The following is a 17,064-nucleotide window of genomic DNA, read 5'->3' as shown; positions in this document are numbered from 1 at the left end:
AGCCGGGGCCGTCCGCGCCGCAGCCGGCCGACGAGGGCATGGAAGCCACCCCGAGCCTGGCCGCCCGCACCGTCGCCGTCTTCGCCGCGAACAAGCTGGCGCTGCTCGGTGCCGGGCTGCTCGTCGCCCTGCTCGTCTTCTGCTTCCTCGGGCCGCTGTTCCACCCCACCGACCAGGTGCACACCGACCTGGACCAGTCCAGCCTCGCCCCCGGCTCCCACGGCCACCTGCTGGGCACCACCGACCTGGGCTACGACATGCTCGGCCGGCTCATGCACGGCGGCCAGACCTCCCTTCAGGTCGGCCTGGCCGCCGGGCTGCTGGCCACCCTCTTCGGCACCGTCTACGGCGCCGTCGCCGGGTACTTCGGCGGGTGGGTCGACGCGGTGCTGATGCGGATCACGGATGCGGCGCTCGCCATCCCGGCGCTCTTCCTGCTGGTCGTCGTCGCCACGATGGTCACCCCGAGCAAGCCGGTGCTCATCCTCGTCATCGCCTCCGTCGCCTGGCTCTCGCCGGCCCGGCTGATCCGCGGCGAGGCGCTCGCCCTGCGCAGTCGCGACTACGTGCACGCGATGCGGCTGATGGGCGGGGGGAGCGGGCGTGCCGTCTTCCGGCACATCGTGCCCAACGCCATCGGCACGGTCATCGTCAACGCCACGTTCCAGATCGCCGATGCCATCCTCTACGTCGCCTACCTGTCGTTCCTGGGCCTGTCCATCCCGCCCCCCGCCGCCGACTGGGGCTCCATGCTCAGCTCCGGCATCACCTACACGCAGGTCGGCTACTGGTGGCTGATCTTCCCGCCGGGCCTGCTGATCGTGCTCGTCGTCGCCGCGTTCAACTTCATCGGGGACGGCCTGCGGGACGCCTTCGACGTGCGCTTGCAGAAGAACTGATGTGCGGCTCCAGGAGAACTGAGGACACATGATGTCGACCGAGAAGCCGCTGCTGGCCATCGAGGACCTTCACCTGACGATCGCAGGGCGCGACCGTGCGGGCGGCCGGCGCTCCGTGCGCGCACTGGACGGCGTCAGTCTGAGCCTCGCGCCCGGTGAGGCGCTGGGCCTGGTGGGCGAGTCCGGCAGCGGCAAGACGATGACGGCGCTCTCCGTCCTCGGGCTGCTGCCGCCCCGCGCCCGCATCACCTCCGGACGCGTCCTGCTGGCGGGCACCGACCTGACCGCCGCGTCCGACCAGCAGCTGCGCCGGACGCGGGGTGACACCGTCGGCGTCGTCTTCCAGGACCCGCTCAGCTCCCTCAACCCGACCATGACCGTCGGCGCCCAGGTCGCCGAGCCGCTGCTGCTGCACCGCGACATCAGCCGCGCGGAGGCGCGGGAGCGGGCCGTGGAGACGCTGCGCCTGGTCGGCCTTCCGCAGCCGGGGGAGCGGATGAAGAGCTACCCGCACGAGCTCAGCGGCGGGATGCGGCAGCGCGTCGCCATCGCGATGGCGCTGGTGTGCGAGCCCCGGCTGTTGATCGCGGACGAGCCCACCACTGCCCTCGACGTCACCACCCAGCACCAGATCCTGGAGCTCATCGGCGAGCTGCGCGAACGGCTCGGCATGGCGCTCGTCCTGGTCAGCCACGATCTGGGCGTCATCTCCCGGCGGGTCGAGAGAGTGGCCGTGATGTATGCGGGCAAGGTCGCCGAACAGGCCCCCGTGCGGGAGCTGTTCACCTCGCCTCGGCACCGCTACACCCAGGCCCTGTTCGACGCGCTGCCCGAGCGCGCCGCCCACGCGGGCCGACCGCTGGCCACCATCCCCGGGCTGCCGCCCACGCTGACCGCCCCGCCGCCCGGATGCCGCTTCGCGCCCCGGTGTGCGTACGCCGACGACACCTGCCGCGCCCAGGAGCCGCCGCTGCTGACGGTGGAGACCGACGGCTCCGGCCCGCCCCTGCGCACCGGCGCCCACACCTACGCCTGCTTCCACCCCGCCGAGCCGGACACGCAGGCAGCAGCGGCCGACGAGTCCGCGCCCGTCACCGCTCCGGACGTTCCTGCACCGGGGGAAGCGGACGTGCTGCTGGAACTCGACGCGGTACGCAAGGACTACCCCCTGCACGGCGGGCCGTTCACCCGCCGCAAGGACCGCCGCACGGTGAGCGCCGTCGCCGGGGTCTCCCTGACCGTGCGGCGCGGTGAGACCTTCGGCGTCGTCGGCGAGTCCGGCTGCGGCAAGTCGACGCTGGGCCGCATGGCGGTCGGCATGGAGGAGGCCACCGGCGGCGCCGTACGGTTCGCGGGCCGCGACCTGGCGACGCTCGACCGCGCCGGGCTGCGCACCCATCGGCGGCGGGTGCAGCTGATGTTCCAGGACTCCTACGCCGCGATGGACCCCCGGATGCGGGTCGGCGCGATCCTGCGGGAGCCGCTGGTCGTCCAGGGCGTCGGCGACCGCGCGGCCCAGGAGGAGCGCGTGCGGGAGCTGCTGGACGAGGTGGGGCTGCCCCGCGGCGCCGTCCACCGCTACCCGCACGAGTTCAGCGGCGGCCAGCGCCAGCGGCTCGGCCTGGCCAGGGCGCTGGCGCTGGCCCCCTCACTGGTGGTCGCGGACGAGCCCGTCTCGGCGCTCGACGTCTCCGTACAGGCGCAGATCCTCAACCTGATGCGGGACCTGCAGCGCGAGAAGGGGCTCAGCTACCTGTTCATCTCCCACGACCTGGCGGTGGTGCGCTACCTGGCCGACCGGGTCGGCGTGATGTACCTGGGCTCGCTGGTGGAGACCGGCCCCGCCGCCGAGGTGTTCGCCCACCCCCTGCACCCCTACACCCGGGGTCTGCTGGAGACCGCCGAGAGCACCGAGGCGGACCGGTCCGACGGCGGCGAGGCGGCGCCTCTGACGGGTGAGACCCCCTCCGCCGCCGACCCGCCCTCCGGTTGCCGCTTCCGCACCCGCTGCCCGCTGGCCACCGAGCTGTGCGCCACCACCCCGCCCGAGCCGACGGCCCCTGCGGGGGAGGGCCATCTGGTCCGCTGTCACTTCCCGCTGGTGCCGGCCGCCGGAGCCGGGGTGCGGGACTCCGCCGGGTGACCCCCCGGCCGTTCCGGTTCCTCCGGCTCGGCCTGTGCGAGCGCTTCCGCCGATCCGCCCGGGCTCCGTCCGCCCTCCCGTGGCGGATCCGCGGGCCCGCGCCGGTGGCAGCCGGGCGTACGGCACCGAAAAGTTCCCGTGTGCGGGCTCGTTGTGGGTATCGCCACAAAGAGCGCAAAGGATCTTTTCCGGATGGCACGCTGCGAGGGCGACAGGAGCGGAGGGCAGCATTCCGTATTCCGTATCACGTGCTCCCTGTCCGTGCGCTCCGCGCCGCCCCGCCCGTGCCGAGACCCGAGACAGGCGACGCCCGTGACCGCTCTAGCCCGCTGGTGCCACAAGCGCCGCCTCCTCGTCCTGCTGCTGTGGCTGGCCGCGCTCGCCGGCGCGGTGAGCGCCTCCGCCGTGACCGGCAGCGCGTACTCGGACGACTACGGCGCGGCGGGCACCGAGTCGGCGCAGGCGGCCCAGCGCCTTCAGGAGGCCTTTCCGGACCGCGCCGGGGACAGCGACACCCTCGTGTGGCACACCGCGAAGGGCAGTGTGCGCGCCACCGCCGTCCAGGAACGGATGACCGACGCGCTGCGTGAGGTCGCCGACCTGCCCGGCGTCGCCTCCGTGCAGTCCCCCTACGCGCCCGGCGGCGAGGGCCGGATCAGCGACGACGGCCGCACCGCCTACGCCGCGCTCACCTTCGACGCGCCCTCCGGCGAACTGGGCGCACAGCAGGCGCAGCGGGTCCTCGACACCGCCCGGCACGCCGCGGGCGACGGCCTCCAGGTGGCGGCGGGCGGTGCCGGGATGGCCCTCACCCAGGCGCCGAAAGCGCAGCTCGCGGAGGGCATCGGGCTCGCCGCGGCGGCCGTCGTGCTCTTCCTCGCCTTCGGCTCCCTCGCGGCGACCGCGCTGCCGCTGATCACCGCCGTCGTCGCCGTCGGCACCGCGGCTGCCGGGATCGGGCTGCTCAGCCAGGTCATGACGGTCGCCGACTTCGCCCCCATGCTCGGCATGCTCATCGGGCTGGGCGTCGGCATCGACTACGCCCTGTTCATCGTCACCCGGCACCGCAGAGGGCTGCGCACCGGACTGTCCGTGCACGAGGCGGCGCAGCGGGCCGTGACGGTCTCCGGACGCGCCGTCGTCTTCGCCGGCGCCACGGTGTGCATCGCGCTGCTGGGCATGTTCATCCTGCGCCTCGACTTCCTCAACGGGGTGGCGCTCGCCGCCGGCCTGACCGTCGTCCTCAGCGTGGCCGCCTCCATCACCCTGCTGCCCGCCCTCCTCGGCATGATCGGCATGCGGGCGCTCAGCCGCCGGGAGCGCCGCAGGCTGACCGAGCACGGGCCCCGCCCGGACGCCCCGGCCGGCCTGGCGGTGCGCTGGTCCGCGTTCGTGGAACGCCGGCCCAAGCTGCTGGGGCTGCTGGCCGTCGTGCTGATGGCGGTGCTCGCGCTGCCCACGCTCGGCCTCCGCCTGGGCACGTCCGACCAGGGCAACGACCCGTCCGGCAGTACCACGCGCCAGGCGTACGACCTGCTGGCCGACGGCTTCGGGCCCGGCAGCAACGGCCCCCTGACGCTGGTGGGCGAACTGGACGGCGGCGCGGGCGACAAGCTGGCCTTCGACCACCTGCCCGACGCCCTGCGGGCCGTCCCGGGCGTCGCCCGGGTCGGCGGACCGCAGTTCAACGGCAGCGGTGACACCGGTGTGATCACCGTGGTGCCCGACAGTTCCCCGCAGTCCCGGGCCACCTCCGCCCTGGTGGACCGGCTCCGCGGCGACGTGCTGCCCGACGCCGAGGCCGGCTCGACGATGCGGGTCCTGGTCGGCGGCCCCACCGCCGGCTACGACGACTTCGCCGGCATCATCGTCGGCAAGCTGCCACTCTTCGGCGGCGTCGTCATCGGGCTGGGCTGTCTGCTGCTGTTGCTGGCCTTCCGCAGCATCGGCATCCCGCTGAAGGCCGCCGCCATGAACCTGGCGGCCGTCGCCGCGGCCTTCGGCATCGTCGTCGCCGTCTTCCAGTGGGGCTGGGGCAGTGAGCTGCTCGGCCTGGGGAGCGCGGGGCCCATCGAGCCGTTCCTGCCCGTCATCATGGTCTCGGTGCTGTTCGGGCTCTCGATGGACTACCAGGTCTTCCTCGTCAGCCGCATGTACGAGGAGTGGCGGCTGACCGGCGACAACCGGCGTGCCGTCCGCGTCGGCCTCGCCGAGACGGGACGGGTCATCAACTCCGCGGCCGTCATCATGATCGCCGTCTTCGGTGCCTTCGTGCTCAGCGGCGACCGGCTCATCGCCATGTTCGGTATCGCGCTGGCCGCCGCCGTCGCCCTGGACGCCTTCGTGCTGCGCACCCTCCTGGTGCCCGCCCTGATGCACCTGCTCGGCGGCGCCAACTGGTGGCTGCCCCACTGGCTGGACAGCCGCCTGCCCCGCGTCTCCATCGAACCGGCTCCCGAACCCGCACCCGAGCCCACCCCGCCCGCTCCTGCCGGAGCCGCCCACGGCGCAGCCCGCCGGTCCGCCGTCCCGCCCCAGGGGCCGCCGGCCCGCCCCTCCCGGGGCCCCGCCGAACCGAGCGCCTAGGCCCGGGGCGCGGCATCCCTACGCCTGCACGGAACACCCCTACGCACCCGTCGGGCCCCTTCTAGGACGAGCGGTCCCGCGCTCTAAGTCCCCCGGCCCGGCAGGACAGGGCAGTTGCCCGATGTGGCGGGGGCCCCGCCCAAAGGAGTGTGGACGCACACAGTCCGCACGACCTCACCAGGGGGCGACCCACATGCTGTACGACCTCGACCACACCGCCCACCGGCTCCGCATGGACGCCCTGCGCCGCGAGGCCGAGCACGAGCGGCTGGTCCGCCAGGCCCGCGGCGGCCGCCGGGAGCGGAACAGCGGAGCACCCCGCCGCTTCCGGCTGCACCGTGGAGGGCAACGGGGGGAGGGGGAGCAGACGGCGTGGGCCCAGGCCGCCTGAGACCGCGGCCCGCCCGAAAGACCGGTGCCCGATGTCCCTGCCGGATGCGATGCTGAACAGCGTGCCGCTCACCACCACCGTCAGCCCCGTCTTCGTCGGCCGCGCCGCCGAACTGTCCGCGCTCACCGAGGCCCTCGCGCGTGCCGGGGCGGGCACGCCGCAGGCGCTGCTGCTCGGTGGCGAGGCGGGCGTGGGCAAGACCCGGCTCCTTGAGGAGTTCCTGGAGCAGGCCCGCGCGGCCGGCGGCGTCACCACGCTGGGCGGCTGCCTCGAACTGGGCGCCGACGGCCTCCCCTTCGCGCCCTTCACCACGGCGCTGCGCGGCCTGCGCAGCGCCGTGGACCCGGCGGTGCTCGCGGCCGCCGCCGAGGGGCGGGAGCTGGAACTCGCCCGGCTGCTGCCCGACCTCGCCGTGCCCGCACCCGCCGCACCGCCCCGTGAGGAGTACGCCGAACTCGCCGACGGAGCCGACGGCGGCCGCGCCAGACTGTTCGAGGCGACGGCACAACTGCTGGAGCGGCTGGCCGCCGACCGCACGCTCGTCTTCGCCCTCGAAGACCTCCAGTGGGCCGACCGCTCCACCCGGGAGCTCCTCGGCTACCTCTTCCGCTCCACCCGCGCCTGCCGCCTCGTCCTGCTGGCCACCTACCGCAGCGACGACATCCACCGCCGCCATCCGCTGCGCCCCTTCCTCGCCGAGCAGGACCGGCTGCGTACCGTCCTCCATCTGGCGCTGCCCCGCCTCACCCGCGCCGAGGTCACCGCCCAGATCACCGGTATCAACGGCACCGCACCCGAGCGGGAACTGGCCGACGAGGTCTTCCGCCGCTCGGAGGGCATCCCCTTCTTCGTCGAGGAACTGACCGCCACCTGTGCCACCTGCACCATCAGCGACTCGCTCCGCGACCTGCTGCTGGTGCGCGTCGAGGCGCTGCCCGAGGAGGCGCAGCGCGTGGTGCGCCTCGCCGCGGGCGGCGGCTCGGCCGTCGAGCACGCGCTGCTGGCCGCGGTCGCCGGGCTCGGCGAGGAGACGCTGCTGGAGGCCCTGCGTGCCGCAGTCGGCGGCAAGGTGCTGCGGCCCACCGACGACGGCTTGGGCTACCACTTCCGGCACGCCCTGCTGCGCGAGGCCGTCCGGGAGGACCTCCTCCCCGGCGAGCTGGCCCGCATCAGCCGCCGCTACGCCGAGACGCTGCAGGCCGACCCCTCCCTCGTGCGCGCCGAGGAGCGCCTGGCCCGCCTCGCGCACTACTGGCACCGCGGCCGCGACGCCGCCAAGGCCCTTCCCGCCGCGCTCTCCGCCTCCGTCGAGGCCCGTCACCGGCACGCCTACGCCGAGGAACACCAACTCCTCGAACGCGTCGTCGAGCTGTGGGACGAGGTGTCGGAGGCGGACCGGAGCGATCTGCCCGCCCTCACGCTGCCCCGCACCTTCCCCGCCGAGCAACTGCCCGGCCGGCCCGACGGCACCGACCGCTGCCGTCGCCCGCCGCGCTTCATGGACGTCCTGGCCGAGGCCGTCGTGGCCGCCCGCACCAGCGGCGACGTGGCCCGGGCCAGGGCACTCACCCGCCGGGCGCTCTCCCGCCTCGACGAGAGGACGGAACCCCTCAGCTGCGCCTGGTTCCAGCTCAAACTCGGCCTGCTGACCGAGGAGGCCGGCGCCGGCGACGGCTGGGAGCAGATCGCCAAGGCGCAGGAGCTGGTGCGCGGACTGCCGCCCTCCGCCGTGCACGCGGAGGTCCTCTCGGCCGCCGCGAACTGGGGGATGGTGCACCGCCCCGGCCGCGAGGCGCTGGCCACCGCTGTCCGCGCCGTCGAACTCGCCCGCGTCGTCGGCGCCACCGCCATCGAGCTCGGTGCCCGCGTCACCCTGGGCACCCTGCTCGCCGGAGCCGGCGATCTGGAGGAGGGCCTGGCCGAGATGGCGCGCGCCCGCGACGAGGCGGAGCAGGCCGGCATCACCAGCGTGCTGGTCGACGCCGCCACCAACATCGCCGTCGAGCTGGAACTGGCGGGACGTTGGGAACAGGCCGCCGCCGAGGCCGCCCGCGCGGCCCGCGTCGCCCGCGAACGCGGCCGCCCCAACTCCTACGCCGGTGCCCTGGCCTCGCACGCCGAGGCGCTCCTCGCCACGGGCGAGTGGGACCGGGCGGCCGGCCTCCTCGACGACGCCCGAAGCGCCGCCCGCGCCGCCGACGTCCGCGCCTGGGAGGCCCTGCTCCGCGCCCAACTGGCCCTCGACCGCGGTGAACTGCCCGCGCTGGAGGCCGCCGTCGAGGACATGGTTGCCGCCCTGGGCTCCACTCCGCACGTCGAGCCGCAGAAGGCCGTCGCCCTGCGCCACTTCACGATGGTCCTCGCCGCCGAGCGCGGCGAGGTCGAGGCGGCCCGCGCCGAGCTCTCCCGCGCCCTCGAAGAGGGCTTCCGCCCCAGCAGCCACCCCCAGGCCTGGGCGCTGCTGACCGCCGCCGCCGGGTACGAGGCGAAGACCCGCGGCCTTCCCGGCGCCGACCAGCAACGCGCCTTCGTGCTGGAGAAGCTCCGCCACGCCGCCCGCCACCTGCCCCGCCCGGCACCGGTCTGGGAGGGGCACGCCCTCCTGCTGGAGGCGGAACTCGCGCGGGCGGACGGAGCGAGCGACCCGCACCGCTGGGAGGCCGCCGCCCTGGCGCTGGAACCCCTGGGACGCCCCTACCCGCTGGCTTACGCCCGGCTGCGCTGGGCGGAGTCCTTGATCGAGGGCGAGCCCGCGGGCCGGGAGGCACGGGAGCAGCCCGCCCCGCAGGGACCGGGCCACGCCTGGACGCCGCGACGGCTGCTGTGTGAAGCCCGCGCCACGGCCGACCGTCTGGGGGCCGCTCCGCTGCGCACCGAGATCGAACAGCTCGCGCGGCGCGCCCGTCTCTCCCTCGACGCGTCCCTGGCCGTGGAGCCGGCCCAGGCCCGCGCCGCCCTGCCTGCTGCCGCCGACCCCGCCGAGACGTTCGGCCTCACCCCACGGGAGCGGGGCGTCCTCGCACTCGTCGCCGAGGGGTTGAGCAACCGTCACATAGCCGAGCGCCTGTACATCTCCCCGAAGACGGCGAGCGTGCACGTCTCCCACATCCTGGCCAAACTCGGCGTCGCCACCCGCGGCGAGGCCGCCGCCATGGCCTTCCGCCTCCGCCTGGTCTCCCCGACGCAGACCGCCACCCCGGCCTCCACCTCGTCGACCTCGCCCGCCTCGTAGATCACGTAAGCCGTCAGGCGCCGCGCAGGCCCGCCACCCGCCGGCAGACCCACCACTTCGCGGCGAACACCTCCCGGGCCACGGATGGTGCCGGCCCGTTCGGCTCCGGGGCCGTCCCGGCGCGTGCGGGCCTCAGCCCTGAACGTGTCCGGGCTGCTCCCTCTCCGGGTCCGCCGCACTCTCCGGCCCCGGCACCGGCTCGGCGCCCCTCCCCGCCGTCCCCGTCCCTGTTTCCGTCCTCGCCTCCGCCTCCGCCTCCGCCTGCCGGGGAGCGGGCGGGCGGATGAGGACCTGCCCGGAGGCCAGGTCGATGGGGCCCGCCCCGGGGTCGGCGTTGCCCTCCTCGACGCGGGTGTGCTCCAGCCGCTGTCTCTCGTCCTCCTCGTGCTTGCGGCTCGGTGAGAACAGCTCCTCGATCAGGTTGAACACAGGATCACCGGGACCACCCGGACCTCTCAGCGCACCTCAAGCCGGAGAATGCGGTCGTCCCCCTTCTCCGGCGAGCCACGTCCGTCCGTCTCGCTCGTGACCAGCCAGAGCCCGCCGCCACCGGTGCCGGGGTCGGCGACGACCGTGCGGAGGCGGCCGTACTTGCCCTGGAGGAACGACTGGGGGGCGGCCACAGGTTCCCGGCCGTCCAGGGGGATGCGCCACAGCCGTTCGCCGCGCAGCCCCGCCATCCACACCGATCCCTTGACCACCGCGATCCCGCTGGGGGAGGCGTCGGCGGTGCGCCACTGCTCCACCGGGTCCGTGAACCGCTTCGCGTCGCTCTTGCCCTCCGCGTCCGGCCAGCCGTAGTTCTTGCCCGGTTCGATGAGGTTGAGCTCGTCCCAGGTGTCCTGGCCGAACTCGGAGGCCCACAACCGGCCGTCGCCGTCCCACGCCAGTCCCTGCACGTTGCGGTGGCCCCGGTCGTACACGACCGAGTCGGGCTCGGGGTTGCCGTGCCCGGCCGGCTCCCCCTCGGGGGTCATGCGCAGGATCTTGCCGCCGAGGGAGTCCTTGTCCTGGGCCAGCCGCCCGTCGCCGGACTCTCCCGTGCCCGCGTACAGCATCTTGTCGGGTCCGAACGCGATCCGCCCGCCGTTGTGCAGCTTGCCCTTCGGGATGCCCTTGAGCAGCACGTCCGGTGCGCCCAACTGGTCGCCGGACTCCTTCTTGTCGTCGTAGACCATGCGCACGATGCGGTTGTCCGTCTCGGAGGTGAAGTAGGCGTACACCCACTTCCCGGCCCCCTCGCCGTCGAACGGTACGGCGATGCCCAGCAGGCCGCCTTCCCCGCCGCCCTTCCCGCCGGGCTCGACGCCGGGGACGGTACCCACCTCGCTCTTCTTCCCGCTGTCCGCGTCGACGTGGAGGATCGTGCCGGTGTCCCGGGAGGAGACGAGCAGGTCCCCGCCGGGCAACGGCGCCAGCCCCCAGGGCGACTTGAGCCCGGTCGTCACCGTCTTGACGACCTTCACCGAGCCCTTGGCGGGCGGCGCGCTGTGCGAGGCGTCCGCGCTCGCACCGGACCGCCCCTCCTTCGAGGGCTCGGTCTTCGTCCCCCCGTCCCCGCCGGAACACCCGGCGGCCAGCACCATCACGCAGGCCAACCCGACACCCGCACCTGTCGTACGTCGCACGCTCCGGCTCCTCGCCCCTTGGACAACGCTCGCTCCCAGGGGACCACACGCAGCCGTCCCGCGGGGGCAACCCGGCACGACGGCGCTGCCCGCTGCAGGGGCGGGCCGGTGCCGGGGGTCAGCCCGGTGCCTGCCGGCTGAGGTGTTCCCAGGCGCGGTACTCCTCGGTCCTGGCCCGGATCATCTGCTGGACCATGTCGAAGGAGGGGGCCCTGAGCCCCGGCGGGCCGCCCTCACGGGCGCCGACTGCCACCTTCCGGTCCGCCCATCCCGGGGCGCGCCGCCGCGCCGACCGACACCTCCACGTGCGCTGCGCTCTCATGCAGCCGCTGTCAGTCCCACGACCCCCGCGCCGGAGGCAGGCCGGCGATCTCCGTCAGGTCCCTTTCGGCCAGGGCCAGTTCGGCCGCGCGGGTGTTCTCCGCGGCCCAGTGCGGCTTCTTCGTGCCGGGGACGGGGACGACGTGCCGGCCCTGCGCCAGAACCCAGGCCAGGGCGACCTGGGCGGGCGTCGCGTTGCCGTGCCCGCGGGCCACACGGCGCAGCCCGGCGACGATGGGCTGGTTGGCGGCCATCATCTCGGCCGTGAAGCGGGGGTGGCGGGCGCGGACGTCGTCGGGCTCGAAGCCGCCGCCGGTGGTGAGCGCGCCGGTGAGATAGCCGTTGCCCAGCGGCATGGCGGCCAGGAAGCCGATGCCGCGCGCCTCGCACCAGGGCAGCAGCCCGTCCAGCGCCTCCCGCGACCAGACGGAGAGTTCGGCCTGGACGGCGCCGACGGGGAAGACCTGCTGGACCCTTTCGAGCTGTCGTATGGTCCCGTCGTGGATACCGGCGCCCGCGCGCCGGTCCGCGCGGGCGCCGACGGCGCAGAAGCCCAGCGTGCGCACCTTGCCCGCCGTCACGAGGTCCGCCAGCGCACCCCAGGTCTCCTCGATCGGTACCTCCGGGTCGGCGCGGTGCAGTTGGTAGAGGTCGATCACGTCGGTCTGCAGCCGCCGCAGCGAGGCGTCGCAGGCGCGCCGCACGTAGCGGGGGCGGCCGTTGGCGACGATGTGCTGGTCGCCGACGAGCAGCCCGCACTTGGTGGAGACGAAGGCGTCCTCGCGGCGCTCCTTCAACACCCGCCCGACCAGCAGCTCGTTGGTGAAGGGCCCGTACATGTCGGCGGTGTCCAGCAGCGTGGCGCCGGCGTCCAGGGCGGTGTGCACGGTGCGCAGCGAGGTGTCGCCGTGCTGCTGCGAGGTGGAGTAGGCCCAGCTCATCGGCATGCAACCCAGCCCCACGGCGCCCACGCCCAGGGCTGCCGCACCGATCGTTCTGCGCTCCACCTGGCCTACCTGCTTCCTCCCGGACGGCCCCCAAACTAGCGGTTGCCTCCGGCGTCACACATGTTTACCCCGGTCACGTCCTTCTCGCCGGTCCGGGAGGCGCCCCACCCGTCCGCCCGGCCGGCCATTAGTCTCTCCCCATGGCTGATGCGACCGAGGTGTGGCTCTCGCTCCCGCCGGAGAGCGTCGAGGGCCTGCCCGACTCCCTGACGTACCGGTACTGGAACGGGGAGGAGGAGTATCCCGCGGACCCGGCGGACTGTGCCTTCTACGTCGTCCCCTATTACCAGGGTGCCGAGGTCGCCGTACGGCCGCTGGGCCGGATGACGGGCCTCAAGGTCGTCCAGACCCTCACCGCGGGCATCGACCACATCGCCTCCGCCGTCCCGCGCCTCCCCGCCGGCACGCAAGTGTGCAACGCCCGCGGGGTGCACGACGCGAGTACCGCCGAACTCGCCGTCGCACTCACGCTCGCCTCCCTGCGCGACCTGCCCGGATCGGTGCGCGCACAGGACCGCGGTGCGTGGCTGACCAGCTTCCGCACCTCGCTCGCGGACCGCTCGGTGCTGATCGTCGGTTACGGGTCGGTGGGGGAGGCCGTCGAGCGGCGGCTGCTCCCGTTCGAGGTCGCTGCCGTGCACCGCGTCGCCCGCTCGGCACGCACGGCGGCGCTGGGACAGGTGCGCCCGCTGAGCGAGATCGACGAGCTGCTCCCGCTCGCGGACGTCGTGATCCTGACGACTCCGCTCACCGAGGAGACCCGCGGCCTCGTGGACGCCGCGTTCCTGGCCCGGATGAAGGACGATGCGCTGCTGGTCAACGTCGCCCGCGGCGCCGTCGTCGACACCGAGGCGCTGCTGGCTCAGACGGGCAGACCCGCCTCCGCGCCCGGTGCGCAGGACGGCGTCCCCGGCCGGTTGCGGGCGGCGCTGGATGTGACGGATCCCGAACCACTGCCCGAGGACCACCCGTTGTGGCGGGCGCCCGGCGTGCTGATCACCCCGCACATCGGAGGGCCCTCCACCGCCTTCCACCCCCGGGCCAGGAGACTGCTCGGCGCACAGTTGAGGCGCTGGGCGGCCGGTGAGGAGCTGGCGAACACGGTGGCCGTGGCGTAGGGCCCGTAAACCCTCCCGGGCCGCGAGAGGCCACGCTACGGATCCGTACGACTGCACCCTGTACCGGACTTCCCTCTTGTGGTTACGGTCTGTATTGGGACTATGTCCCTGAGTGACGAACCTGGTGTATCGTCCCGATCGGGGGCGAAACCCGGACACGAGGGGGGCGACGGGCGAATGCACGAGCAACGGACGAACTGCCGCACGGGACGCGCACACGGCGTCCACGACCACCCCGACCGGCGGCCACGGAAACCGCGTTGTGCCGCACCGCCGCAGACCGCGGAACCCGAGCCGGCCGGTTCCACCGAGCGGCCCCGGCCGTGGCCTCCGTCCGGGCGGGTGGCGCGATGACCACCAACGAAGCGGCCCCACGCCGGACCCCGTACTGGACCACCAACCCCCGGACCCGCCCCGTCGGCACCCGGCCCGCAGGCGCCGGACGCGACCGGACGGTACCGCCCCAGGCGCGCCGGATCCCGCCCCAGCCACGCGGAGGGGGCTCGGGCGGGAGCGGACGCGCCGGACTCGTACCACATCTGGTGCTCGGTGCCGTCTGCGCAGGCTACGCCGTCGGCGCCGCGCTCGGCTGGGGGTCGAGGACCGTCGCCGTCTTCATGGGCGACTTCGGCCTCAGCGCCGCAGCGCTCCTGGCCTCCGCCTCCTGCCTGTGGTACGGGTACGTCCAGCGTCGCGACGCCACCCGGCCCGCCGCGGCGCACCTGCCGCCCGCCCAGCGCGCCCGGATGCGGGCCAGCCGCCCCGCCTGGGTGCTCTTCGGCATCTCCTCCCTGATGGCAGGGCTGGGCAACGGGGTGTGGGGCTGGTACGAACTGGTGCTCGACCAGCAGGTGCCGCGCCCCTCGCTCGCCGACTTCTGCTTCCTGCTCTTCGCGCCACCCGCCATCGTCGGGCTGCTGGTGCTGGCCAAACGCCCGGTGACCCGCGCCGGATGGGTGTGCCTGAGCCTCGACGCCTGGCTGATCGGCGGCTCGCTGCTGACCCTCTCCTGGTCGCTGGCGCTCGCCCACACCGCCTACTGGCAGGGCGAGTCGGTGGCCCGCGCCGCGCTCAACCTGGCCTACCCGCTGCTGGACATCGTGCTCGTCAGCATGGTCCTGGCCCTGCACTTCCGGCGGGCTGCGGCCCACCGCAGCGCCATCAACACGGCGGTCGGCGCGCTCGCGCTGACGGTGCTGTGCGACGCGCTGTTCACCTCGCCGATGCTCCGCGAGACCTACGCCTCCGGCCAGTTGCTGGACGCCGGCTGGTTCGCCGGCTCGCTGCTGCTGGCGTACGCGCCCTGGGTGAGCCGGACCCGCCCGGCCGCCCCCGCACCGCCGCAGCCGCAGCCGCTGGCCACCGACCGGGAGGCGGAGGCCAGGGCCACCCACCCCAGCCGGCCGCTCTCCGGCTCGCTCGGCGCCCTGACGCCGTACCTGGCAGCGGCCGTGTGCACCCTGGGCATCCTCTACAACTCGGTGGACGGCCGCGAGTTGGACCGCGTCGTCCTCTACACCGGCTGCACGGTCGTGCTCGCGCTGGTGCTCCGCCAGGGCATCATGCTGCTGGACAACATCACCCTCACCCGGGAACTGGCCCAGAAGGAGAACCACTTCCGCTCCCTGGTCCAGGGCTCCAGCGACGTCATCATGATCACCGCCGCCACCGGCAGCCTGCGGTACGTCTCGCCCGCGGCGGCCGGGGTGTACGGGCGCGACGCCGAGGACCTGGTGGGCGCCGAACTCTCCAGCCTCGTCCACCCCGAGGACCTCGGCCAGGTGCTGCACGAGCTGCGCCGCTTCCTGGCCACCTCCAGCGACCAGGAGTCCTGCACGAGAATCGAGTGCCGCATCCGGCACGGCGACGGCCACTGGCTCAACGTCGAGTCCACGGTCAACCGTTACCAGGGCGGCCTCATCTTCAACAGCCGCGACGTGACCGAACGCGTACGGCTCCAGGCCCAGTTGCAGCACAACGCCTCGCACGACGCGCTCACCGACCTGCCCAACCGGGCCCTGTTCACCGAGCGGGTCCGGCAGGCCATCGGCGGCCGCCGGGGCGGCGACTGCGGGACGGCCGTGCTCTTCATCGACCTGGACGGCTTCAAGGCGGTCAACGACACCGTCGGCCACCAGGCGGGCGACGAGCTGCTGGTGCAGGCGGCACGGCGGCTGCACGAGTCGGTGCGCTCCGGCGACACCGCGGCGCGGCTGGGCGGCGACGAGTTCGCCGTGCTCATCCGCGGCGACGGCGAGCCGGGACGGATGCCGGACGCCGAGCGGGAGCTGCGCATCCACGACATCGCCGACCGGCTGCGGCTCACCCTCTCCGACCCGTACCGCGTCGAGGGCACCCAGGTGCGGGTGGCCGCCTCCATCGGCATCGCGTTCGCCGAGCCGGGCATCACCCCCGGCTCCCTGATGCGCAACGCCGACCTGGCGATGTACCGCGCCAAGCAGGCGGGCAAGGGCCGCGTGGAGCTGTACGCGCCGCAGATGCAGGCCGAGGTCGTCAAGCGTGCCGAGCTGGCGGCGCGGCTGCGCAGCGCGCTGCACGACGGCGAGTTCGCGCTGCTGCACCAGCCGATCGTGGAGCTGGCCAGCGGCAAGATCACCGCCATCGCGGCGGAGGCCCGCTGGCGCTCGGAGCAGGGCATCCTGTTCACCCCGGCGGAGTTCCTGCGCACCGAGGGCGCCTCGGCGCGGGAGGCGCGCGGAATGAGCGGGGAGCGGGCCGCCGAGGTGAGCCGCTGGCTGCTGGAGGAGGCGGTGCAGCAGGCCGCCGCCCGCCAGCGCGCCGGATACGGCGCCCCGGTGACCGTACGGCTGCCCGCGCGGCGGTTGACCGAGCCGGGCATGGAGCCGCACAGCGTCGGCGCCCTGCTGGCCCGGCACGGGCTGGCCGCGGCCCCCGGTCCCACCGGTGGTACGGCCCTGGGCGCACCCGCCGCCAACGCGGGGGTGCCGGGGGCGCCGGGCGCACTGATCCTGGAGCTGTCCGACAGCGACCCGCGCATTCCGCTGGACGAACTGGAGCGGCGGCTCTCGGCGCTCCGCCGGCTCGGGGTGCTCATCTCGCTGGACGGCTTCGGCAGCGGCTATGCGGCGATCTCGGCGCTGCGCAAGCTGCCGGTGGACATCCTGCGCCTCGACCGGGGGCTGACGGACGGGCTCGTGGAGTCCTCCCGGCAGCGCAAGATCACCGCGGGGCTGCTGCGGATCGCGGGGGACCTCGGGCTGACCACGGTCGCCGAGGGCGTGGACGCGCCGGAGCAGGCGACGCTGCTGCGCGAGATGGGGTGCACCCACGGCCAGGGTGCCGTCTTCTCCGGCCCGCTGGACGAGCACCGGCTGCGCTCCGCGCTGGCCCGCGGGGTCTACGCGGTGCCCGAGTCCAGCCGCAGCGGTGGTGTCTCGGGGTACGGGGAGGAGCACCCGGAGGGCCGCGCGTCCGCGGTGACGGTCGCCACGGCGCTGCCGGTGCGGCGCGGGGCACACGGGGGGCCGGTGGACACGGCGTCGGGCCCGCTGACCGTACGGCAGCAGGGCCCCCAGGAGGCGCTGACGCATCCGGTGGTCCGCCCGAATACTGAGACGCCCGTCCCACCCACTTGACACTCGGGGGTTGACGGGGAGAGGGTTGTCACCATGCGCACCCGAATTCTCGTACTTGGAAAGCGCGTCGGCTGACCGGGGTTCCCGCACCCCGCGACCTTCCCGGCGCGCTCCCCTCGCTT

The 17,064-nt window shown here is 74.2% G+C and carries 11 protein-coding genes; 7 read left to right on the top strand and 4 right to left on the bottom strand.

What is annotated here, in order from left to right; all coding sequences use genetic code 11:
* Positions 1 to 38 precede the first annotated feature (38 nt).
* The 5 genes from H297_RS33720 to H297_RS33710 all read left to right on the top strand — a co-directional run bounded on the left by H297_RS33720 (position 39) and on the right by H297_RS33710 (position 9,251).
* On the top strand, positions 39 to 899 hold the full coding sequence (locus tag H297_RS33720; protein ID WP_037792640.1) for an ABC transporter permease: 861 nt from the start codon (positions 39 to 41) through the stop codon (positions 897 to 899).
* 28 nt (positions 900 to 927) lie between these two features.
* Entirely contained in the window at positions 928 to 3,042 is a 2,115-nt protein-coding gene (locus H297_RS0100655; RefSeq protein WP_027735470.1) for an ABC transporter ATP-binding protein, read from the top strand.
* Between the two features lie 312 nt (positions 3,043 to 3,354).
* Positions 3,355 to 5,628: an MMPL family transporter gene (locus tag H297_RS33715; RefSeq protein WP_078513648.1), complete on the top strand. Its 2,274-nt coding sequence runs from the start codon at positions 3,355 to 3,357 to the stop codon at positions 5,626 to 5,628.
* Between the two features lie 193 nt (positions 5,629 to 5,821).
* Entirely contained in the window at positions 5,822 to 6,019 is a 198-nt protein-coding gene (locus H297_RS0100645) for a hypothetical protein (RefSeq protein ID WP_027735469.1), read from the top strand.
* A gap of 31 nt (positions 6,020 to 6,050) precedes the next feature.
* The gene (locus tag H297_RS33710; RefSeq protein ID WP_078513646.1) at positions 6,051 to 9,251 is read left to right on the top strand and encodes a helix-turn-helix transcriptional regulator; all 3,201 of its coding nucleotides are present in this window, start codon (positions 6,051 to 6,053) and stop codon (positions 9,249 to 9,251) included.
* Positions 9,252 to 9,383: 132 nt separating this feature from the next.
* Here H297_RS33710 and H297_RS0100635 read toward each other — a convergent pair whose 3' ends face one another.
* The 4 genes from H297_RS0100635 to H297_RS0100620 form a co-directional block, all read right to left on the bottom strand.
* Positions 9,384 to 9,680 carry a DUF6191 domain-containing protein gene (locus H297_RS0100635; protein ID WP_027735468.1) on the bottom strand — a complete coding sequence of 99 codons (297 nt, stop codon included), beginning with the start codon at positions 9,678 to 9,680 and terminating at the stop codon, positions 9,384 to 9,386.
* A 26-nt stretch (positions 9,681 to 9,706) separates the two neighbouring features.
* Positions 9,707 to 10,879 carry a PQQ-dependent sugar dehydrogenase gene (locus H297_RS0100630; RefSeq protein ID WP_486589357.1) on the bottom strand — a complete coding sequence of 391 codons (1,173 nt, stop codon included), beginning with the start codon at positions 10,877 to 10,879 and terminating at the stop codon, positions 9,707 to 9,709.
* 118 nt (positions 10,880 to 10,997) lie between these two features.
* A complete protein-coding gene (locus tag H297_RS43925) occupies positions 10,998 to 11,132 on the bottom strand; it encodes a hypothetical protein (protein WP_486589356.1) in 135 nt (44 codons plus the stop codon).
* A gap of 79 nt (positions 11,133 to 11,211) precedes the next feature.
* Positions 11,212 to 12,207, bottom strand: coding sequence for an aldo/keto reductase (locus H297_RS0100620; protein WP_027735466.1), 996 nt, complete (start codon positions 12,205 to 12,207; stop codon positions 11,212 to 11,214).
* 140 nt (positions 12,208 to 12,347) lie between these two features.
* Here H297_RS0100620 and H297_RS0100610 point away from each other — a divergent pair, with 140 nt between their 5' ends.
* Together H297_RS0100610 and H297_RS0100605 are read left to right on the top strand one after the other, a co-directional pair.
* Positions 12,348 to 13,325 carry a 2-hydroxyacid dehydrogenase gene (locus H297_RS0100610; RefSeq protein WP_027735465.1) on the top strand — a complete coding sequence of 326 codons (978 nt, stop codon included), beginning with the start codon at positions 12,348 to 12,350 and terminating at the stop codon, positions 13,323 to 13,325.
* A gap of 350 nt (positions 13,326 to 13,675) precedes the next feature.
* Entirely contained in the window at positions 13,676 to 16,942 is a 3,267-nt protein-coding gene (locus tag H297_RS0100605; protein WP_027735464.1) for an EAL domain-containing protein, read from the top strand.
* Positions 16,943 to 17,064 lie beyond the last annotated feature (122 nt).

The organism is Streptomyces sp. CNT360, assembly GCF_000424785.1.
This window is presented reverse-complemented; position numbering and strand designations above follow the sequence as displayed.